Annotated in this window: 14 protein-coding genes; 8 read left to right on the forward strand and 6 right to left on the reverse strand. The window is 69.6% G+C overall.

Translation table 11 applies throughout. From position 1 onward, the window contains the following. Nucleotides 1–63 precede the first annotated feature (63 nt). Together OV427_RS21100 and OV427_RS21105 are read right to left on the reverse strand one after the other, a co-directional pair. Nucleotides 64–750, reverse strand: coding sequence for a metallophosphatase domain-containing protein (locus tag OV427_RS21100; protein WP_267857937.1), 687 nt, complete (start codon nucleotides 748–750; stop codon nucleotides 64–66). Nucleotides 751–937: 187 nt separating this feature from the next. After that, nucleotides 938–1,918 (reverse strand): hypothetical protein, encoded by a 981-nt coding sequence (locus OV427_RS21105; RefSeq protein WP_267857938.1) that lies wholly within the window; start codon nucleotides 1,916–1,918, stop codon nucleotides 938–940. Between the two features lie 410 nt (nucleotides 1,919–2,328). Between OV427_RS21105 and OV427_RS21110 the strand changes: the two genes are divergently transcribed. The 4 genes from OV427_RS21110 (at nucleotide 2,329) to OV427_RS21125 (ending at nucleotide 9,050) form a co-directional block, all read left to right on the forward strand. Continuing rightward, complete coding sequence (locus OV427_RS21110) at nucleotides 2,329–5,148, forward strand: M16 family metallopeptidase (protein WP_267857939.1); 2,820 nt, start codon at nucleotides 2,329–2,331, stop codon at nucleotides 5,146–5,148. A gap of 199 nt (nucleotides 5,149–5,347) precedes the next feature. Beyond that, on the forward strand, nucleotides 5,348–6,685 hold the full coding sequence (locus OV427_RS21115) for a CotH kinase family protein (RefSeq protein ID WP_267857940.1): 1,338 nt from the start codon (nucleotides 5,348–5,350) through the stop codon (nucleotides 6,683–6,685). A 57-nt stretch (nucleotides 6,686–6,742) separates the two neighbouring features. Further along, nucleotides 6,743–7,414, forward strand: a complete 672-nt coding sequence (locus tag OV427_RS21120) for a glutathione S-transferase family protein (RefSeq protein ID WP_267857941.1) — start codon at nucleotides 6,743–6,745, stop codon at nucleotides 7,412–7,414. 79 nt (nucleotides 7,415–7,493) lie between these two features. After that, complete coding sequence (locus tag OV427_RS21125) at nucleotides 7,494–9,050, forward strand: alkaline phosphatase D family protein (protein ID WP_267857942.1); 1,557 nt, start codon at nucleotides 7,494–7,496, stop codon at nucleotides 9,048–9,050. A 21-nt stretch (nucleotides 9,051–9,071) separates the two neighbouring features. Here the strand turns inward: OV427_RS21125 and OV427_RS21130 are convergent, their stop codons facing one another. Continuing rightward, nucleotides 9,072–9,869, reverse strand: coding sequence for an alpha/beta fold hydrolase (locus OV427_RS21130; RefSeq protein ID WP_267857943.1), 798 nt, complete (start codon nucleotides 9,867–9,869; stop codon nucleotides 9,072–9,074). 891 nt (nucleotides 9,870–10,760) lie between these two features. Between OV427_RS21130 and mnmG the strand changes: the two genes are divergently transcribed. Beyond that, nucleotides 10,761–12,608 (forward strand): tRNA uridine-5-carboxymethylaminomethyl(34) synthesis enzyme MnmG, encoded by a 1,848-nt coding sequence (gene mnmG / locus OV427_RS21135; protein WP_267857944.1) that lies wholly within the window; start codon nucleotides 10,761–10,763, stop codon nucleotides 12,606–12,608. Between the two features lie 98 nt (nucleotides 12,609–12,706). After that, nucleotides 12,707–13,360 carry a 16S rRNA (guanine(527)-N(7))-methyltransferase RsmG gene (gene rsmG, locus OV427_RS21140; protein WP_267857945.1) on the forward strand — a complete coding sequence of 218 codons (654 nt, stop codon included), beginning with the start codon at nucleotides 12,707–12,709 and terminating at the stop codon, nucleotides 13,358–13,360. A 405-nt stretch (nucleotides 13,361–13,765) separates the two neighbouring features. On the opposite strand, the gene OV427_RS21145 is transcribed toward rsmG, so the two are convergent. Both OV427_RS21145 and OV427_RS21150 read right to left on the reverse strand, forming a co-directional pair. Further along, a complete protein-coding gene (locus tag OV427_RS21145) occupies nucleotides 13,766–14,155 on the reverse strand; it encodes a cupin domain-containing protein (RefSeq protein WP_267857946.1) in 390 nt (129 codons plus the stop codon). Between the two features lie 10 nt (nucleotides 14,156–14,165). Beyond that, entirely contained in the window at nucleotides 14,166–15,014 is an 849-nt protein-coding gene (locus OV427_RS21150; protein WP_267857947.1) for an SDR family oxidoreductase, read from the reverse strand. Nucleotides 15,015–15,096: 82 nt separating this feature from the next. On the opposite strand from OV427_RS21150, the gene OV427_RS21155 reads away from it, so the two are divergent. Both OV427_RS21155 and OV427_RS21160 read left to right on the forward strand, forming a co-directional pair. After that, nucleotides 15,097–15,723 carry a TetR/AcrR family transcriptional regulator gene (locus tag OV427_RS21155; protein WP_267857948.1) on the forward strand — a complete coding sequence of 209 codons (627 nt, stop codon included), beginning with the start codon at nucleotides 15,097–15,099 and terminating at the stop codon, nucleotides 15,721–15,723. 126 nt (nucleotides 15,724–15,849) lie between these two features. After that, nucleotides 15,850–16,509 carry a hypothetical protein gene (locus OV427_RS21160; protein ID WP_267857949.1) on the forward strand — a complete coding sequence of 220 codons (660 nt, stop codon included), beginning with the start codon at nucleotides 15,850–15,852 and terminating at the stop codon, nucleotides 16,507–16,509. Here OV427_RS21160 and OV427_RS21165 read toward each other — a convergent pair. After that, on the reverse strand, nucleotides 16,476–18,959 hold the full coding sequence (locus OV427_RS21165; RefSeq protein WP_267857950.1) for a PAS domain-containing protein: 2,484 nt from the start codon (nucleotides 18,957–18,959) through the stop codon (nucleotides 16,476–16,478). The two genes, OV427_RS21160 and OV427_RS21165, sit on opposite strands and share 34 nt — an antisense overlap. Nucleotides 18,960–19,996: the final 1,037 nt, after the last annotated feature.

Below are 19,996 nucleotides of genomic sequence, written 5' to 3' on the forward strand. Positions count from 1 at the left end.
AAGGGCGGGCATGAGCGGCTCCCGCCCCGGCCGGTGGAAGGGCGGGCACGAGGCGCCCCGGGCTCACGCCACGGACGCCCCACCCTGCCCCGGGCCTCCCTCCGTCGTGGAGCGGGGCTCCATCTCCACCACGACGGGCGGGCGGACGCCAAAGGGCATCAGGCGGCAGTTGGAGACATTGAGGAAGCGCGTGGCGAGGCCGGGCAGTGTGTACTCGCCATGTGCCTCGTGGATGTGGCCGAAGACGTGGAGCCGGGGGCGCACCTGGCGCACGCGAGCCAGCAGGTCCGCGCAGCCAGCGGAAACGTTCGACCAGGTCCGGTCTCCCAGCCCGCTCGGTGGGCCGTGGGTGATGAGGATGTCGAGGCCCTCGGGGATGCGCTGCCAGTGGGCGGCGAGGTCCGGGCCCCTGTCCAGGTTGAAGGCCCAGTGTCCGAACCGGGGTGTTATCGGGGAGCCCCAGATGCGCAGCCCCGCGACGTGGGCCTCCTCGTCCTGGAGGTAGCGCACGCCGGCGTCCTGGATGAGCGCGTGGGCCAGGTCCGGTGCCTCTTCACAGAGGAAGTCGTGGTTGCCGGCGACGAGGACCTTCTCGCGCGCCTCGCAGAGGGAGAACCAGCGGAGGAACTCCTCGACCTCCTGTCGCCGTCCGCGGCGGGTGAAGTCCCCGGCGTGGATGAGCACGTCACACGCGGGCACCGTCAGGGCCTCGTGGTGCATGTGCGTATCGGAGAGGAGCACCAGCCGCATCCCGTGTCCCTTCGCTTCCGGCCGTGGCTCCCTGGCCGGGGGAGTCACGTTAACAGGTCGGCGCTCAATCCCTGACGCGCGGGACGACCTTGCCTTGTGCGTGTCTCGTTTCAAGCTGCTCGTGGGTGAGGGCTCGTCTTGGAGGTCGAAGGGCGACTTCATGGCGAGTCGCCCTCCCCTTCTGAGCTCAGGCCTGTTCGAGCAGACACAGACGGCGCTCGTGGTCTCCGAGCCTTTCCCTGTCCTGATGCTGCTGTTCGATGAGCATGTTCAGCGTACGGCCCATCCTCTCGAAGTAGCCCTCGTGGGTGGTCTTGGTGGAGCGGAAGGCCTGCGTGAGGCCGGTGAGACCTTCTCCGAGGACTTCGACGGTCCGGCCCTGCGAATTCACCTTCTGGTCCAGCACGTTCAGGTTCTGCCCCAGCACGCCAACGGTCTCACTGAGTGAGTCCACCCGTTGATCTACGACTTTGAAGGAGTCGCTGAGTGAGTCCACGCGCCGACCCATCACGTCTACCGTCTCGCTGAGTGAGTCCATGCGCTGTCCCAGCGCGCCGACCGTTTCGCTGACGGAATCCACGCGCTGCCCCAGCACTCCGACGGTCTCGCTGAGCGAGTCAACCCGCTGCCCCAGCACGCCGACCGTTTCGCTGACGGAATCCACGCGCTGCCCCAGCACGCCGACGGTCTCGCTGAGCGAGTCAACCCGCTGCCCCAGCACGCCGACCGTTTCGCTGACGGAATCCACGCGCTGCCCCAGCACGCCGACGGTCTCGCTGAGCGAGTCAACCCGCTGCCCCAGCACGCCGACGGTCTCGCTGAGCGAGTCAACCCGCTGCCCCAGCACGCCGACCGTTTCGCTGACGGAGTCGACCCGCTGGTTCACCTCTTTGACGGACTCGCTGAGTGAGTCCACCCGCTGGTTCGCCACCTTGAGGGAGTCGCTGAGCGAGTCCACCCGCTGGCCCAACTCCCCCACGTCCTGCTTCACCGTCCCCATGGCCTGTTTCATCTCGCCCACGCCATGCCGGACCTGATTCAGGTTCTCCGCGACCTCGTCCAGCTTTGCGTCGACGCGCGCATTCGCGGCCAGCACCTCCTGATGCGCTTCGTTCAACTCCCGCATGCTCTGCTTGATGAGCAGGTCCCCACCTGTCGCCATCGCCATCGACTCCTCCCTCCCGCCGAAGTCCATTCTCCGGTTGGATGTCATGCACCCTACCAAGCACGTCTGACGCGGCAGCCAACCCATGGAAGACCTGTAAGGTCGTATGCCTGGGGCACCGCCGGACCGCACACGCCAGCCCATCAGGTCGCCGCCTGCGGATCCGCGGATCAGCACCCGTGCGCCACTGCTCCCGGCCCGATGCGACACCCATGGTACGTCGACTTCGCCCGCAGTCAACCTCACAGGGTGTCAACTTCGCGAAGTACCTATCAGGTTATACGGCGTCGTCACGCTCCTCCCGGATGTCGCGCCTCGGACGCCCGGCCGGCCGGACTCGCGCCGTTCGGGATGGCGAGCGGGGCATACCGGGTTAGAAGCCGGTGCACTTCCAGACGACTCGCGAGGACCGCATGAAGCGTCGTACCCCGCTCTCCCTGCTGGCCGCCGTGCTGTTGGCCGCCACCCCGGTATGGGCTCAGGCCCCTGCTCCCACCGCGAAGCCCGCGGCCACCTCCAGGGCCACCTCCGCGAAGGGCTCGGCGCTCGCCCCGGTGACGAGCGTGGAGGGCATCACCGAGTACCGCCTGCCCAATGGCCTGCGCGTGCTCCTCTTCCCGGACCCCACCAAGCCCAACGTCACCGTCAACGTGACGTACTTCGTCGGCAGCAAGCACGAGGGCTACGGCGAGACAGGCATGGCCCACCTGCTCGAGCACCTGATGTTCAAGGGCACGCCCACCACCAAGAACGTCCCCCAGGCCCTCACCGAGCGCGGCGCCCGTCCCAACGGCACCACCTGGATGGACCGCACCAACTACTACGAGACGCTCCCCGCCTCGGACGACAACCTGCGCTGGGCCCTCTCCTTCGAGGCCGACCGCATGGTCAACAGCTTCATCGCTCGCAAGGACCTCGACAGCGAGATGACCGTCGTCCGCAACGAGTTCGAGTCCGGTGAGAACGACCCGCGCGGCATCCTCTTCGAGCGCGTCATGTCCGCCGCGTACATCTGGCACAGCTACGGCAAGGCCACCATCGGCGCGCGCTCGGACCTGGAGAACGTGCCCATCGACCGGCTCCAGGACTTCTACCGGAAGTACTACCGCCCGGATAACGCCATGCTCGTCGTCGCCGGCCGCTTCGACGAGCGCAAGGCCCTGTCCATGATTCAGGACACCTTCGGCCGGCTGAAGAAGCCCGCGAAGCCCGTGCCCTCCACGTACACCGCCGAGCCTGTCCAGGACGGTGAGCGCGAAGTCACCCTGCACCGCGTGGGTGACACCTCCATCCTCACCAGCCTCTACCATGTGCCCGAGGGCGCCCACCCCGACTTCGCCGCCATCGACGTGCTCACGCTCATCATGGGCAACAACCCGTCCGGCCGCCTCTACAAGGCCCTCGTCGAAACGAAGCAGGCCGCGCGTGCCGGCGCCTCCAACCTGCAGCTCAGGGACCCCGGCGTCCTCACCTTCTCCGTGGAGCTGCGCGAGGGCCAGCCCGTGGCCGCCGCGCGCGAGACGTTCCTCAAGACGGTGGAGGACGCGTCCAAGACGCCCTTCACCGAAGAGGAAGTCACCCGTGCGAAGACGCAGCTGAGCAAGGCCATCGAGCTGACGCTCAACAACTCCGAGCGCGCCGCCATCCAGCTCTCCGAGTGGGCCGCCACCGGCGACTGGCGCCTGTTCTTCATGCACAGGGACCGCATCGAGGCGGTGAAGCCCGACGACGTGACGCGCGTTGCGGCCACGTACCTCAAGGCCTCCAACCGCACCCTGGGCACCTTCATCCCCACGCCGAAGCCCGAGCGCTCGGAGATGCCGCCACCGGTGGACATGGCGAAGATGATGGACGGCTACAAGGGCCGCGAGGCGGTGGCGCAGGGCGAGGTCTTCGACCCGTCTCCCGCCAACGTCGAGGCGCGCGTGCAGCGCGGCGAGCTGCCGGGCGGCATGAAGTACGCGCTGCTCTCCAAGAAGACGCGCGGGGAGATGGTCAACCTGTCCCTCAACCTGCGCTGGGGCACCGAGGACGCGTTGCGAGGCCGCACGGACGCGGCGCAGTACGCGGGCCGCATGCTGATGCGCGGCACCGCGAAGCGCGGCCGGCAGCAGCTCCAGGACGCGTTCGACAAGCTCAAGGCGCGCGTGGGTGTGGATGGCGGCCTCAGCGGGGCGAGCATCTCCATCGAGTGCCCGCGCGCCAGCCTGTCCGAGGCACTCAAGCTGGTGGCCGAGGTGCTGCGCGAGCCCGCCTTCGACGCCAACGAGTTCGCCCTGCTGAAGCAGGAGCGGCTGGCCGCGCTGGAGTCGCAGCGCAGTGAGCCGGAGACGCAGGGCAGCATCGCCTTCTGGCGCGCCCTGTCCGCGCAGTACCCGAAGGGGCACCCGTACTACGTGCCCACGCTGGAGGAGCGCCTCACCGGCGTGAAGGACACCCCGCTGGAGGACGTGCGCGCCTTCCACAAGGCCTTCTACGGCGCGTCCAACGGCGAGCTGGCCGTGGTGGGCGACTTCGAGGCGAAGGACGTGGTGGCGCTCGCCGGGGACTTGTTCGGCGGCTGGAAGAGCCCGGCCCCCTTCAAGCGCGTTCCGCAGGTCTTCACCGAGGGTGGCGCGAAGGTGGTGGCGCTGGAGACGCCGGACAAGGCGAACGCGTACTACCTGGCGGGCCAGTCGCTGAAGCTGCGCAAGGATGACGCGGACTGGCCGGCGCTGATGCTTGGGAACTTCGTGCTGGGCGGCGGCTTCCTCAACTCGCGGCTGGCCACGCGCATCCGCCAGCAGGACGGCCTGTCCTACGGCGTGGGCAGCAGCCTGGACGCGGGCGACATCGACACGGTGGGCAACTTCGTCACCTACGCCATCTACGCGCCGGAGAACGCGGCGAAGCTGGAGGCGGCGATGAGCCAGGAGGTGTCTCGCGCGGTGAAGCAGGGCTTCACGGCGGAGGAGCTGGAGAAGGCGCGCGCGGGCCTGTTGGAGTACCGCCAGGCGGCGCGCTCGCAGGACGGTGGCCTGGCGCGGCAGCTCGCCAGCTACCTGTACCTGGGGCGCACGCTGGCCTTCGACGCGACGATTGAGGAGAAGCTCGCGAAGCTCAAGCCCGAGGACGTGCGCAAGGCGATGGAGCGGCACGTGGACTGGGCGAAGGTGCTGCAGGTGAAGGCGGGTGACTTCGCCAACGCGGAGAAGAAGGCCAAGGCCCCCGTCAAGGCACCGGCCGCGCCGTGACGCGGTAGCGCCTCACGCATGAAGCTCCGGGCCCCGCGGTGCCTTGCTGGCGCCGCGGGGCTCTGTTTTTTCTCGCACACCCGCACGGTGTCCACGGCGTGACGGAACCGGCGTCCCCGAGGTGTGGGGTGGGCGCCTCCTCGGTGAGTGATGCCCGTGTGTCACGCAGTGGCTACCTTCCTGCATGGAATGGAGGGGAATGCGGAGAGGGGGCGGACATATCGCGAGCGTGCTGCCGTGGCTGCTCGTCCTGTGCGCGGCGGCAGTGGCCTGCGCCCCGACGAGCGGCTGGAGCGTGCCCCCGCCGGAGTGTGAAGGCGCGGACAGTGCCTCGCTCGTCAGGGGCTTCGAGGCGCGAAGTGACGGCGCTCCAGACCCCTTCACGTACGTCGAGGAGGACGGGCTGCCGGTCCTCCACCTCTTCATGTCGTCCTCGCTGCCGGATGACGACGGTTACCGCCCGGCGCGGCTCGTCCATCACGGGCGCTGCTACCTCGCGGAGACGCGCTACCGTGGGGAAACCTCGCTGGGCTTCCCCAAGCGCAGCCTGACGGTGGAGCTCGACGAGGGGCAGACCTTCGATGAGCCCGAGCACGCCGGTGGCTTCATGGGCCGCCGCAAGCTGGTGCTCACCAGCCCGTTCAATGACAACTCATACCTCCGCGCCCGGCTCGCGTTCGAGGTGTGGAACCGCATGTCCCCGGACCACCTCCAGCTGAAGGCCTACAGCGCGGTCGTCTACGTGAATGGCGAGTACCAGGGCCTCTACACGGTGATGGACCACGTGGACCGCGACTACCTCTCTGATTGGGGACTGGACTCGAGCGGGGACCTCTTCAAGGCCGTGGACGGGGACGCGAACTTCTCGCGCCTGGACGCCATGGGCCTGCCCAAGGTGAAGCTGCGCCAGGGCTACGAGAAGAAGGTGGGCGAGCCGGAGGACGGGGACGAAGCGTTCCGCACCATCGACGCGCTCACCGCCTTCGTGGCGGACGCCAGTCCGGAGCAGTTCGCCGCCGAGCGGGGCGGGTGGATGAACGTGCGCGACTACGAGGACTGGTGGATTCTGTCCAACCTCGCGTACACGAAGGACTCGGTGGCGAAGAACGCCTACCACTTCCGGGCGCGCGGGCCGGGGACGCGCTTCCGCTTCATCCCCTGGGATTTGGACGCCAGCTTCGGGCAGGACTGGAACACGCTGCGCCTGAATGCGGAGGACCTGTACCCCTTCACGCGGGAGAACCTCGTCTTCGCGCGCATGCTGGAGGACCCGGCCATCACCGGCCCCCTGCGCGAGCGCTACCGCGAGCTGCTCCAGGGGCTGCTGCACCGGGACGTGGTGCTCGGGCTCATCGACGGGTACGCGCGCGAATTGGGCCCGGCGGCGCTCAAGGACGAGGCGCGCTGGGGCGCGCAGTACAAGGACTTCCCCCGCTGGCGCGGACGCACGGACCTGAACGACTTCGCCGGAGAGGTGGCGTACCTGCGCGCCTGGGTGGACATGCGCTGGCGGGCCTTGGAGGAGTCGCTTCGCTGAAGCGCGGGGTGCGCGTTGTGCGGCGCGGACTCGAGGGCCCCGTTATGAGGCGCACCCATGATTGACCTCTACACGTGGACGACGCCGAACGGTTACAAGGTCTCGATAGCGCTGGAGGAACTGGGCCTGCCCTACACGGTGCACGGGGTGGACCTCGGCAAGGGTGTGCAGAAGCAGCCGGAGTTCCTGCGCATCAACCCCAACGGGCGCATCCCCGCCATCGTCGACCGGGCCGAGGGTGACTTCGCCGTGTTCGAGTCGGGCGCCATCCTCCTGTACCTCGCGGAGAAGACGGGCCGGCTGATGCCCACGGATGCGAAGGGCCGCTCTCGCGTCATCCAGTGGCTGATGTTCCAGATGGGCGGCGTGGGCCCCATGCAGGGACAGGCCAACGTCTTCTTCCGCTACTTTCCGGAGAAGCTCCAGCCCGCCATCGACCGCTACCAGAACGAGACGCGGCGGCTGTACACGGTGCTCGACACGCGGCTGAAGGAGAGCGAGTACCTCGCGGGCGACTACAGCATCGCGGACATCGCGACGTGGCCGTGGGTGCGCGTCCACGACTGGGCCGGAGTGTCCGTGGACGGGCTGCCCCACCTGCAACGGTGGCTGAAGGCGATTGCGGAACGCCCCGCCGTGAAGCGCGGAGTCGACGTTCCCTTCCCCCTGAACAAGGACACGACCGACGAGGAGCGCGCGAAGTCGGTGCAGTCGATACTGCAGCGGTAGCACGCACTGACCGGTATGCGTCGGACACGTGGGGCGATGGACCGTTTCGCCATCGCCCCGTGTCTAGGATTCACGACGCATGTCCCACCCTCCCCTGCCCCAGCCGCGCTTCGGTGCCCCGTGTTTCCCATGCGCCGTGGCTCCTGGCGCGGTGGGTCCGGACTCGGTGCGGCTGTGGTTGCGCTCGGATGTCCCAGGTCCGCATCGGCTGGAGGTCTGGCCGCTCGACGGTGAAGGCCCTCGCCACTCCGTGTCCTGGCACTTCGCGGCGGACGCGGATGCGGACGGCACGGGCACCCTCCTCTACCCCAGCGACTTCCCCGGTGAACCACCGCTCTCGCCGCTGCGGCGCCATGGCTTCCGCATCACCCGCGAACAGGATGGCGTCCTCGTCGGCGAGGGCCGCTTCGAGACACTGCCCGCGCGTCCCGAAGACACTCCCGCCTCCTTCACCTTCGGCCTGCTGAGCTGCCACCAGCCCTTCGCTGACTCCGGCGAAGCGCGGCCCCTCTCCGTGGCCATGCTGGAGGCCACTCGCAACACCTTGGCGGCACACGACGCGCGCTTCCTGCTGATGGGCGGCGACCAGGTCTACGTGGACGAGCCTTCGTCGCTGTCCCTCTTCTCACCCGCGTACTTCCGCGACGTGGCACCAGCGGGACGGACACGGCTGCTGGACTGCTCGGCCGAAGAGGTGCGGCGCCTGTACCAGCTCCGCTATCGCCAGTTCAGGGACGTGCCCGGCTGGCGCGCCCTGCAGGCGGAGTACGCCTCGTGGCCCATGCTCGATGACCACGAGGTGGTGAACAACTGGGGCGCCGAGCCCGAGCACTCGGACCCCGAGTGGCAGCGGCTCCACCACGGTGCTCGCGCGGCGTACCACGACTACCAGAGCTCTCGCGTGCTCGGCCGTGGTGGGCCTCCCGCTTCCTTCGACTTCAGCTTCGACTACGGCAACACCGGCTTCTACGCCATGGACCTGCGCAGCCAGCGCCGGGGTGGAGAGCACCCTCGCGTGTATTCGCCCGAGCAGCTCGCGCGCCTGTCCTCGTGGTTGGACACGCACCGCGACAGCCGCGTGGTGTTCCTCATGTTGAGCGTGCCCATGGTGTACGTGCCGTCATGGGCGTCGGCGGTCATTTCTCTGCTGCGCAGCCACCGGGGCGACGCGCGGGACCGCTGGACGCATCCATGGAACCTTCCGGACCGGGACAGACTGTTGGCACTGCTGCTCGCGCACCAGCGCTGCTGTCCGGGACAACGCGTGGTGCTGCTCAGCGGCGATGTGCACCTGGGCTGCGCGTTCGCCATCGACTGGCTCGGTGACGGCGCGGGCTCGCTGTACCAGTTCACCTCCAGCGCGGTGACGCACGTGACTCGCGGGTTCTCCGCGTGGGCGGCCGGGTACCTGCCTCGCGCGGAGCTGCTGCTGAAGCTGGAGGACGGACCCGCCGCCCGACTGGTGCGGCTGGATGGCGTGGGCGGCGCGGACCGGAACCCCTACAACGCCCTGAACGTGGGCGTGGTGGAGGTGAATGACCGGGGCACTCACTCCACCGTGCGCTTCAAGCTGATGGGGCAGGACGCTCGCCACCCGGACCAGCCCGTCACGGTGTTCGACTCGGGAGAGCTGTGACGCCCTGCCCTGCCCTGCTCGTCACTTCCCCGGCAGCGTGGTGAGGAACGCATCGAGCGCGGCGTTGAACTCCTCGGGCTTGTCCATCATCAGCCAGTGGCTCACGCCGGTGAACACCGTGTGCGGAATGCGCGGGTAGAGCAGGTGATAGGAATTGGGCTGGATGAAGGCATCCACCACGAGCGTCTGGACGGGGCCCTTGTAGCGCTCGAAGACCCGGTCCGAGTTGTACGTGAGGATGCTCTTCAGCGCGCCGTAGACGACTTCGCGCGGCGTGGCGCGCAGCCAGCGCATCACCGCCTCGTGCGTGTGCGGCTTCGCGTTCTTCAGGATGGGCGCGAACCAGCCGTCCATGAAGTCGCGGTACTTCTCCGGGCGAAAGCCGTCCTGGAACCAGGCGACCTGCTCGGGCGGCAGCGGCGGCATGGTGCCCGCCGTGTCCACGAGGACGAGCCCGGCGAGTCGCTCGGGCCAGCGGATGGCGTACTCGCCCGCGACGGCGCCGCCGAAGCTGTGCCCCACGAGCACGAAGCGCTCCAGGCCCAGTGCGTTCGCCACCGCATTCACGTCCTCCGCCATGTCCGGGGCGCCGTAGCGGCCTTGCGGGTCGAGGTCCGATTCGCCCATGCCGCGCAGGTCGAAGGACACGGAGCGCGTCGTGAGATGTGCCTGCTGCGCGGCCCACTGCTCGCGGCGGCCGGCGTTGCTGTTGACGAAGAGGGCGGGGAGCCCGCCCGCACCGGAGTCGGTGACGGCGAGCCGGCCCGCGGGGCCCTGGATGGTGCGGGAGGTGGATGCCATGGCCGGGGACGATGCCATGACTCCTCGCACCGTGAGCGGACGGTGTTGCTCGCGATGGCCGGCGTGTCGGGTTTCCGGAAGGCACGAGGGCCTCGCGGGAGCGGTGCGGGACCGTGCTGTTCGGAAATGTCGGGACATTTCGCGCCGCAAGCCCCCGACCTTGGCGAACAGGTCCTCACCGGGGAGCACCCGACCCACGGGGCAGGAAGGAGCTTCTCTCTCCAGGAACAGCCCGGCTGTCCGGCCCCCCCACCGGGCACCGGCCCCCCGCCAGCCGGCATGTCAGACCCCTCGGCTATTCATATCCCCGTCGCGCACACGGAGGCGTCGGACCCTTGAGGCCCGAGCTCGCGTCCATCCTTGCGCCCTCACCGCACGGACTGGTCCGCCTTCCGTGTCGCGCGACACCAGACTCTCGCCGCGCGGGCCGGGGATGCCTCGCGTGGAGACGGCGCACGTCTTTTCCGGTCCTTGGGGGGACTCCGGAGCGGGCGCCAGCGCGGGCGGACCCTCGGGGCCGCACTGACGGCAGGTGTGTCGCCCACCGGGGGAGGGTGACGCCACATCCGTCCCGCGAAACATTTCAAGACGCCGTCCAGGCCGGGGGGCCGAAGCCAGCAGGTCTGGCTCGGCCTTCCGGAGGGTGGCCGGTGCGCGCGAGGCAGGCAGGCCTCAACCCCTCCCACTGCCTGCCTCGTGCGCTCCCGTAAAATCTCACCGGAGAGGGAAGGGCGGGGCGCTCGTCCCGTCGGACGCCCCGCGGAGGCGGGCCTTTGCTTGCCAAGGGCTCGCGCCGGAGACATACGGAGGCGCGAAAGGTCGCGGTGCTCGGAGCCAGGGTGCCCGGGTGCCAGGACGGATGCCGGGGCGCTGTCAGGTGCCGGTGTCCCTCGGCGACCCTCGTGAGCGATGGGACTCCGATACGACGTCATCGTGGTGGGCCTGGGCCATGCGGGCTGTGAGGCGGCGCTCGCCTGCGCGCGGATGGGACTGGCCACGCTGGGCCTCACCCTCAAGAAGGACCGCGCGGCGGTGATGAGCTGCAACCCCGCCGTGGGTGGCACCGCCAAGGGCCACTTGGTGCGCGAGTTGGACGCGCTGGGTGGGGAGATGGGCCGCGCCGCGGACCAGGCCGGCACGCACTTCAAGACGCTCAACGCCTCCAAGGGCCCGGCCGTGCAGGCCACGCGCGTGCTGTGCGACCGCGAGGCGTACTCGGCGGGGATGCGGGCCGTCCTCTTCTCGCAGCCGAACCTCACGGTGCGCGAGGGCGAGGTGTCCGCCATCGTCGCCGAGGGCGGCCGGGTGGCGGGCGTGGTGCTGGGAGACGGCACGCAGGTGGAGGCCCCGGCGGTGCTGCTCACCACCGGCACCTTCCTGCAGGCGCTGATGCACGTGGGCGAGAAGAAGGAGGTCGGCGGGCGCCTGGGTGACGACGCCGCGCGCGGCCTGTCCGACTCGCTGCGCGCGCTGGGCTTCACGCTGGGCCGCTTCAAGACGGGCACGCCGGCGCGGCTGGCGCGCGCGAGCATCGACTGGGACGCGGTGGAACCGCAGCCCGGGGACTTCCCGCCGCGCCCGTTCTCCTGGCGTACGAAGGGGGAAGTCTCAACGGGCGCGCCGTTTCCGAGGCAGCCCGACGTCGTCTGCGGAATCACCGCGACGACGCTGGAGACGCACCAGGTGCTGCGCGACAACCTGCACCGCTCGCCGCTGTACCAGGGGGAGATTGTCGGCCGGGGCCCGCGCTACTGCCCGTCGCTGGAGGACAAGGTGGTGCGCTTCGCCGCGCGCGAGCGTCACCAGGTCTTCCTGGAGCCGGAGGGCCCCACGTCGCCGCTGGTGTACCCCGCGGGCCTGTCCACCAGCCTGCCGGCGGACGTGCAGCTCACCTTCCTGCGCACCATTCCGGGGCTGGAGCAGGTGGAGGTGGTCCGCTACGGCTACGCGGTGGAGTACGACTACGCGCCGCCCACGCAGCTCAAGTCCACGCTGGAGACGAAGGCCGTGGCGGGCCTGTACTTCGCGGGGCAGCTCAACGGCACCTCGGGCTACGAGGAGGCCGCCTTCCAGGGGCTGTGGGCCGGCATCAACGCGGCCCTCGCGGTGAAGGGAGAGCCGCCGCTGCTGCCCGGGCGCGACGAGGCGCACGGCGCGGTGCTGGTGGACGACCTGGTGACGAAGGGCGTGGACGAGCCGTTCCGCATGTTCACCAGCCGCTCGGAGCACCGGCTGAAGCTGCGCGAGGGCAACGCGGACCTGCGGCTCGCTCGTCATGGGCACCGCGTGGGGCTGCTCCCCCGCGAGGCGCTGGAGCGAGCCGATGCGCGAGCGCGCGCGGTGGCGGACGAGGTGGCGCGGCTGAAGCGCTCGGGCCTGGCGGCGCGGCTGAAGCGGCCGGAGGTGACGTACGCGCAACTGGGGGAGGGGAGGGCGGAGTGGCCCGTGCTGCCGGAGGACGTCGCCGGGGAGGTGGAGGTGGAGGTGAAGTACGAGGGCTACATCGCCCAGGCGGCGAGGGCGGCGGCGCGCGAGGCGGAGTCGACGGACCGGTGGCGGATTCCGGAGGGCTTCGCCTTCCGCGAGGTGCGCGGGTTGAGCTTGGAGGCGGTGGAGAAGCTCACGGCGCACCGGCCTGGAACGGTGGGGCAGGCGCGGCGGATTCCGGGGGTGACGCCGGCCGCGGTGTCGCTGCTGTTGGTGGCGCTGAAGCGGGGCAGCGGGGCGGCGGATGGCTGTGGACAGCCGGTGGAGTGATCAGGAACCGGGCTGTGGATAACGTGTGGGAAACTTTGAGGGCCTTCGCCACCTGAGTGATTCCGGGAGGTTGTGGGCCTGTTTGCTGTGGAGGCGTTGTGGATAACGCGCGGTTCGTAGATCTGCTGGCATCCGGGAGCCGGGCGCTGGGCGTGGTGGTGCCGGAGGGCGTGGGGCCCCAGCTGCAGCGGCTGATGGCCGAGCTGCTGAAGTGGAACGCGAAGGTGAACCTCACGGCGATTACCGCGCCGGAGGAGGTGCTGGAGAAGCACTTCCTGGACTCGTTGGCGGTGTTGCCGGAGGTGACGGGCGCGGCGACGTTGCTCGATCTGGGCGCGGGCGCGGGCTTCCCGGGGCTGCCGCTGAAGCTGGCGCTGCCGGCGCTGGGCGTGACGCTGGTGGACGCGGTGGGGAAGAAGGTGGCGTTCATCAAGGCGGCGGCGGCGAGCCTCGGGTTGCAGGGCGTGCGCGGGCTGCATGCGCGAGCGGAGGGCAAGCCGGAGGCGGAGGGGATTCCGCGCGCGGAGCTGCTGATTGCGCGCGCGTTCATGGACCTGCCGGACTGGCTCGCACTGGCGCCGGGGTACGTGGCGCCGGGCGGGCGCGTGGTGGCGATGCTCGGCAAGGCGCAATCGGACGCGGAGCTGGCGGCGCGCGCGGCGGAGCGGCAGTTGCGCGTCGTGTCCGCGCGGGCGTACCGGCTGCCGTTCTCCGGAGCGGAGCGGCAGGTCGCCGTGTTCGCGAAGGAGTAGGGCAGGGCGCGGTGCCCGTCGTGGAAGGAACGTTCCTTCCGGTGCCCACGCTGGAGCGGGGGAGGGCGGTGCCGGCGTGGAAGGCGCGTTCCTTCCGGTGCCCACGCCGGAGCGGGGGAGGGCGGTGCCGGCGTGGAAGGAACGTTCCTTCCGGTGCCCACGCTGGAGCAGGGCAGGGCGGCGCCCGTCGCGGAATGAGCGTTCCTTCCAGTGCCCACGCTGGAGCAGGGCAGGGTGGTGTCGGCGTGGAAGGAGCGTTCCTTCCGGTGCCTACGCTGGAGCAGGGCAGGGCGGTCGCCAACCGGGAACCCTGCCCCGAGGCTCGCGGATGCCCGCTTCGTGGAACAAACCCGGGCCCTTGCATGACGGCGAAGACCCGGGCCGCTTCCCCACGCGGTGTGCCGCTCAGTGCCGGCGCGTTCCCTCGGGATGCTCGGTCCACGCCTCGTTGCCCTCGCGAGGTGTGACGAACAGGAGGTGGACCTCGGGCGTGTGCAGCCGCGCCGAGTGGGCCACGCCTCTCGGTATCAGTAACGCGTCTCCCGCACCGAGGTCATGCGCCTGGTCCGGTTCGCTCGCCGGCCGGAGCGTCATCGTCATGTGCCCGGAGACGAGCACGAGCAGCTCGTCTCCTCCGTCATGGCGCTCCCAGAAACCCTCCGTTCCCTTCACGCCAATCCGGATGACGCCGAGCATCGCGTCGCGCAGCGCTGCGAAGTCACCGAGCATCCTCGCATGTCGAGGGTCGCCAATCGCCGCAAGCTCCGTGGCGATGGTGAAGGACGTGCCCGTCATCATCGCCTCCTCAGGCCGCGGCCGTGTCGGTGTCGAGCTGGAGGGCCGTGGCCAGCAGCCTGCCGAACTCCACCTCGGACAAGGTGCGGCGGGCCTCGATGAGCCGCTTCGCCCCCTCGCCGATGGCGATGCGCAGCGGCGGCGCGCTGTCTTCGATGACCTGTTCCACGACGCGGGCCAGCAGGTCGGGGTCATTCCCTTCCTCGCGCGTCGCCCGCTCCAACAGTGACACCAGTCGCTTGCGCCGGGGCGCGAGCTCCGGGTGCTCGGCGCGCGGATGATGGAATCCGATGCGCGTGCGCATGCCGTCGGGCTCGAGAAGCGTGACGCGGAGTCGCGTGTCGCGCAGCTCGTGCGCGAGCGCCTCCGACATGGCTTCCAGCGCGTGCTTGCTCGCCGCATACGCACCGAGGAACGGCACCGCCACCGCGCCCGACAGCGAGCTGATGTTGACGATGTGCCCCGAGCCCCGCGCGCGCATGGCCGGCAACACCGCGAGCATCATCCGCAGCGCGCCGAAGAAGTTCGTCTCCAGCTGCGCGCGCGCTTCCTCCAGGCGCGTCTCCTCCACCGCACCGATGAAGGCGTAGCCGGCGTTGTTCACCAGGGCATCGATGCGCCCCTCTCGAGCGAGCACCTCACCGACGCACGCCTCCACCGAGTCATCCGAGCACACGTCGAGCGCAAGCATGGGCCAGTCCGTCCCACCCGCCGGCTGCCGGCTGGTGCCGTAGACACGGTGGCCGCGCTGGACGAGCCGCGCCGCCGTGGCCCGGCCGAGGCCCGAGGATGCGCCCGTCACCAGGACGACCTTGTTGCCGTTGTTGTTCCCAGCTTCCGAAGTGCTTCGACCTTCCATGCGTGCCTCCGTTGTTGACGCGGAAGCAATATGCGAATGTTTCGTCACATTCGGTATTCGCATTCAGGAGCGCCCGAAACGCATGACTTCCGTCGAGACAACCCCTCGGAAACTGCCGCGTCAGGCGCGCTCGCGGGCGACGGTGGACGCGCTGCTCGAAGCGGCGGCTCAGGTTCTGGTGGAGCACGGTTACGAAAAGGCGACCACCGCGCGAGTCGCCGAGCGGGCCGGCGTGAGCGTGGGCTCGCTCTATCAATACTTCCCGAGCAAGGAGGCCCTGGTCGCCGCGCTCATCGAGCGTCACGCCGGAGAGATGGTGCAGGTCGCGGAGGAAGCCTTCGCCGGGTTGGGGAGCGCATCGCTCGAGGACGGACTGCGCGCCATCATCCGCGTCGGCGTGGACACGCACCGCATCTCTCCCGAACTCCACAAAATCCTCTTCGAGCAGGTGCCTCGCGTGGGGCGCATCGCGGAGGTGATGGACACGAACCGGCGCATCACGGAATTGATTGAGCGGTTCCTTCGCGTCCACGCGCGGCGTCTGCCCAGGGGCATGCAGCCCGCGGTCGCGGCGGTGATTCTCGAAACAGCGCTCGAAGCGCTGACCCACAAGGCCGTCACCGAGCGCCCCGAATTGCTCGAGGGCGGACTGCTGGAGCGGGAGCTGTACCAGCTCGCGACCGGCTACCTGTTCCACGCGGGGAAGTGACAGGTGAGGTGCGGCGCTGTGCCCGTTCGCGAAACTGCTGGCACGGTTCAGCGGAGGGCGTGACGGAGCGCCGCATCGGTGGCGCGGTCCGGGTCCACCGTTAGTTTCGTGGCGGGGGTGCCACGGATGAAGCCGCTGCGCACGGAAGGGCCACTCGTCTGGATGTACGACCGCAACCACGACGTGCTCGCGCGCGAGTCGCGTGCCGGCTTCGAGCGACGCCTCGGCCCGCCGCACGGAAGGGACGTGCAAGGTGACGGGCTCGGGCCGACGGAGTTCTGGCTCTGGCGCGCGGACTGCGGCCTGACGGTGGTGGCCCTCTACCGCGAGCGCACTGACTCGTTCCATGTCTTCACGGACGCGGAGGAAATCGACCACGCGCTCGCGCACCTCGGCTGGTGGAGCGCGGAAGTGGAGTGGCGCGCGGACGAAGGAAGGCCTCGTGCGAGGAACGGCTGGGCCGTCTACCGGCAGGACGACACGGGCAATCGCCATGATGTCTGTGTGATGCAGGTCCGCGCCCGTGCGGAGTGCCTCGCACGGCTGATGGAGGCTCGGGCCCACAAGCAGTGGTACGCCGTCGAGGCGCGTGGAACACCGCCGTCGGCGCGGGCGAATCCGCCGCGAAGTGGCTGGGCCGTCATCCGCCAGGACGAGCACGGCAACCGTGTCGAAGTGGCCGTGCACCCGAGCGAGGACGTCGCCCGCAAGCTCGCCGCGGCGTACGACGCCGAGCCTCGACACAAGCAGGCCTACTTCGTGGAACCCGTGGCGCCGCGCGCCTGAGTCGGAGCCGCGACGTCGAAGGCGGGCCCCGCGACGGGGAGCTCCACGATGAAGGCTGCGCCGTCGCCGACCGCGCTGCGCACGCGCAACGTGCCTCCGTGTGCCTCGACGATGTGCCGGGCGATGTGCAGTCCCAGCCCGAGCCCGCTGACCTCGCTGGCGCTCACGAGCCGCTCGAAGCGCTCGAAGATGCGGTGCTGGAACTCGGGAGCGATACCCGGTCCGCTGTCCTGCACCTCCAGCAGTGCCGAGCTCCCCACCGCTCGCGCCGTCACCTTCAGCGGCGTGCCCGGCGCGTACTTGAGCGCGTTGGTGAGCAGGTTCGCCAGCACCTGCTCCAGCCGGTAGCGGTCCCACCGGCCAACGACTCCGGACGCCAGGTGCAGCTCGAGCGCATGGCCGGCCGCGGTGAGTTGTTGCTGGAAGCGCTCCACCACGTCACCGGTGAGCTCGGCGAGGTCCACCGGCTCGGGCTGGATGTTCAGCCGCCCCGTGGCGATGCGGGAGATGTCGAGCATGTCCTCGACGAGCCGGCTGAGCCTGTCGATGGAGCGCTCCGTCTGCTCGACGAGCCGCGTGACGCGCTCGGGCTCGAAGGCGGCCGGGTCGGCCGCTGCGATGCGCCTGCGCACGTACTGCGCCTGCATCTTCATGGAGGTGATGGGCGTGCGCAGCTCATGCGAGGCGATGGACAGGAACGTGTCGCGTGAAGCGATGGCCTCCTGCGCGCGCTGGAACAGCCGGGCGTTGTCCATGGCCACGGCGACCTGGGCCGCGAGCCCCGCGACGAGCGTCTCCTCGCGAGCCGTGAAGGTACCCGGGGTGGGGTGGCCGAAGAACAGGCCGCCAATCACCTCGCCCGAGCGCGAGATGACGGGCACGGCGAGGTAGCTGCGCACGGGCAGGTGGCCCTCGGGCATTCCGCGGCGCGGCGGGTTGTGGCCGTAGCGTGGGTCCTTCGTGATGTCATCGCTGCGGACGATGCCCGTGCCCTTGAAGGTGGGCTCGAACACGGGCGTCGAGCGAGGCATGGGGAACTTCGAGAACGCCTCCTTCTCCACGCCGGAGAGCGTGTACAGCATGTACGACTCACCGCGCTCGTTGAGCACGTTGTAGAAGAACGCGCCGAACGCGGCCCTGGACAGCCGCGTCGCCGCGTCCGTCACGCCCTGCACCAGCTTCTCGAGCTGGAGCTCCGCGGCCAGCGCCTGCCCCGTCGAGTTCACCACCTCCAGCGTCTGGAGGGACTCGTTCTTCTCCTGCAGCGTCTGGCGCAGGGACTCCTCGAGCTGCTGCTCGGCGGTGACGTCGCGCGTGAGTCCGTCGAACCGCTTCGGCTTGCCGTGCGCGTCGAAGAAGACACGGCCCTGGGCGTGGACCCACCGGACCTGGACGCCGCCGCCCTCGCCGCGCGGCACGAGCACGCGGTAGCGGACGTCATACGGCACCTGCTCCGAGCGTGCGCGGTGGAAGGCTCCGACGACCCGGGCCACGTCCTCCGGGTGGACGCACTGGCGCACGCGCTCGCGTGACACCGGGCCTTCGGGGGAAAGGCCGTGCTGCTCACGGTAGATGGCGTTGCAGTCGATGACCTCGAGCGGCAGGTCGCAGTACCAGAGCCCGAGTCCGGCGGTCTGCACGAGGTGCTCGAAGCGGGCCTCCTGCGTCTTGCGCTCGTCGATGTTGGCGACGGTGCCGGCCATGCGCAGGGGCAGGCCCGTCACCGCGTCGTAGTACGCGCGGCCGAGGGCCTGGACCCAGTGGATGCCGCCGTCGCGCCAGACGGTGCGGTACTCGAGGCGGTAGGAGGAGTGCTCGCGGACGCTGGCCTCGACCTGCGCGATGACGCGGGCGCGGTCGTCGGGGTGGACGAACTGGATGAAGTCCGTATGGAAGGTGCCGCGGAACGAGCCCGGCGCCATGCCGAAGACCTGCTCGCAGCGCGGGTCGAAGCGCAGCGTGTCGGTGGCGATGTCCCAGTCCCAGGTGCCCAGATACGAGGACTCGAGCGCCAGGGCCAGCCGCTGCTCGCTTTCCTCGAGCCGGCTGCGTGCGAGCCGTTGTTCATGGATGTCGATGGCGGTGCCCAGCCGGAAGCGGACGGAGCCGTCCGGGTTCGTCACCGGCATGGACTGGGTGTGGTGCCAGCGCCAGGTGCCGTCCGCGCGGCGGAGGCGCAGCTCGAGCGAGAAGGGCGAGCCCGTGGCATCGGCCTGCTTGCAGGTGTCCACCGCGGTGCCGAGCTCATCGGGGTGGAGCGCGGCATTCCAGGCCGCCGCGCCGAGCAGGTGCGTGGACAGGCCGGTGAAGGCGTGCCATGCGGGGTTGAAGTAGTTCGTCTCGCCGGAGGCCGTGGCGGTCCAGACAATCTGGGGCATGGCCGCGGAGAAGGTGCGGAAGTGCAGCTCGTCGTCTGTCGGAGGTTCGGGCGGGGCTGAGCGCTCAGGCATTCGGTCCCGAGGTGACCCGACGCGAACGACGCCGTCAACGACGGGCACGGGCGCTCCCGTCAGGGAGAAGACGGTGGCGCGCAGTGGACTGCGAGGTGTTCCTGGCGTGTGCACGGATGCGAGCGTTCGATGGCGTCCTGCTGTTCCACGTGGAACGTGGGTGGCTCCGTTCTCAAACGCCTCAGGTCGAATCACGAGCACGCGCGGCATCACGTCCCGCGTGAAGCGCGATGGCCTGGCGTGTTCCGCGAGAGCACCTGGTCGAACCGGTGCTGGGTGAACGACGCGGCCGCACGTCCCACGTGGAACGCTGGCGGCTTCATCAGGCACGCCGGTTCGCAGGCGCGGCCTCTCATGCGTGACTGACTTCACGTTCCACGTGGAACACGGAGGCCTCTTCGGTTCCGTAGGCGCAACGGTTCGGACAGCGCTCGCGCTGGCGTGGGTGACGCCTGGTTCCACGTGGAACACGACGAAGCATCCGGTCTCCCATGCGCAGCGGTTCGCACCGCGTGCGCACTGGCGTGAGCGACGGCAGGTTCCACGTGGAACAAGGCCGTTCCATGCGCACTTCCGGGCGCCGCAACTCAGACCACGCTCGCACGGCGCGCAAGTGCCTCCCGCGTTCCACGTGGAACGCGGGTGGTTCATCCGCACCTTCGTGCACAGCGAGTCGAACCGCGTTCGCGAGAGTGCCTCCCGCGTTCCACGTGGAACGCGGGAGGCTCCACTCGGTCCTTCAGGCCATCCACCGCGTGCCGCTTCCGACCGGCCATGTGCGGGGTCATGTGCTGGGAAGAGGAGCGGGGCAGATGTGGACTCACGCCTGCCGGTTCAAGCCATCACCGCCTCAGCTCGCGCGGCATCACGTTCCACGTGGAACGCGGCCACGTGCATCGGGTGATTCATGCACATCGCTTCAAGCCGTCATCACGCCCACCCGCACGGCATCGCGCTCCAAGCGTCGCGCTACCAGCTTCAGCACGTGTGTCGTGCTCACCGGTCGAGCCTCACGCGCGGCTGAGTCGTGCGTGAGC

Origin of the sequence: Pyxidicoccus sp. MSG2 (assembly GCF_026626705.1) — a bacterium.
Taxonomy (GTDB): domain Bacteria; phylum Myxococcota; class Myxococcia; order Myxococcales; family Myxococcaceae; genus Myxococcus.

What these genes read in the sequence shown, in the direction of transcription:
- OV427_RS21100 (WP_267857937.1), bottom strand. Translation starts at nt 750, where the DNA reads ATGCGGCTGGTGCTCCTCTCCGATACGCACATGCACCACGAGGCCCTG.
- OV427_RS21130 (WP_267857943.1), bottom strand. Translation starts at nt 9,869, where the DNA reads ATGGCATCGTCCCCGGCCATGGCATCCACCTCCCGCACCATCCAGGGC.
- OV427_RS21125 (WP_267857942.1), top strand. Translation starts at nt 7,494, where the DNA reads ATGTCCCACCCTCCCCTGCCCCAGCCGCGCTTCGGTGCCCCGTGTTTC.
- OV427_RS21120 (WP_267857941.1), top strand. Translation starts at nt 6,743, where the DNA reads ATGATTGACCTCTACACGTGGACGACGCCGAACGGTTACAAGGTCTCG.
- OV427_RS21155 (WP_267857948.1), top strand. Translation starts at nt 15,097, where the DNA reads ATGACTTCCGTCGAGACAACCCCTCGGAAACTGCCGCGTCAGGCGCGC.
- OV427_RS21165 (WP_267857950.1), bottom strand. Translation starts at nt 18,959, where the DNA reads ATGCCTGAGCGCTCAGCCCCGCCCGAACCTCCGACAGACGACGAGCTG.
- mnmG (WP_267857944.1), top strand. Translation starts at nt 10,761, where the DNA reads ATGGGACTCCGATACGACGTCATCGTGGTGGGCCTGGGCCATGCGGGC.
- OV427_RS21160 (WP_267857949.1), top strand. Translation starts at nt 15,850, where the DNA reads ATGAAGCCGCTGCGCACGGAAGGGCCACTCGTCTGGATGTACGACCGC.
- OV427_RS21150 (WP_267857947.1), bottom strand. Translation starts at nt 15,014, where the DNA reads ATGGAAGGTCGAAGCACTTCGGAAGCTGGGAACAACAACGGCAACAAG.
- OV427_RS21145 (WP_267857946.1), bottom strand. Translation starts at nt 14,155, where the DNA reads ATGACGGGCACGTCCTTCACCATCGCCACGGAGCTTGCGGCGATTGGC.
- OV427_RS21115 (WP_267857940.1), top strand. Translation starts at nt 5,348, where the DNA reads ATGCGGAGAGGGGGCGGACATATCGCGAGCGTGCTGCCGTGGCTGCTC.
- OV427_RS21110 (WP_267857939.1), top strand. Translation starts at nt 2,329, where the DNA reads ATGAAGCGTCGTACCCCGCTCTCCCTGCTGGCCGCCGTGCTGTTGGCC.
- OV427_RS21105 (WP_267857938.1), bottom strand. Translation starts at nt 1,918, where the DNA reads ATGGCGATGGCGACAGGTGGGGACCTGCTCATCAAGCAGAGCATGCGG.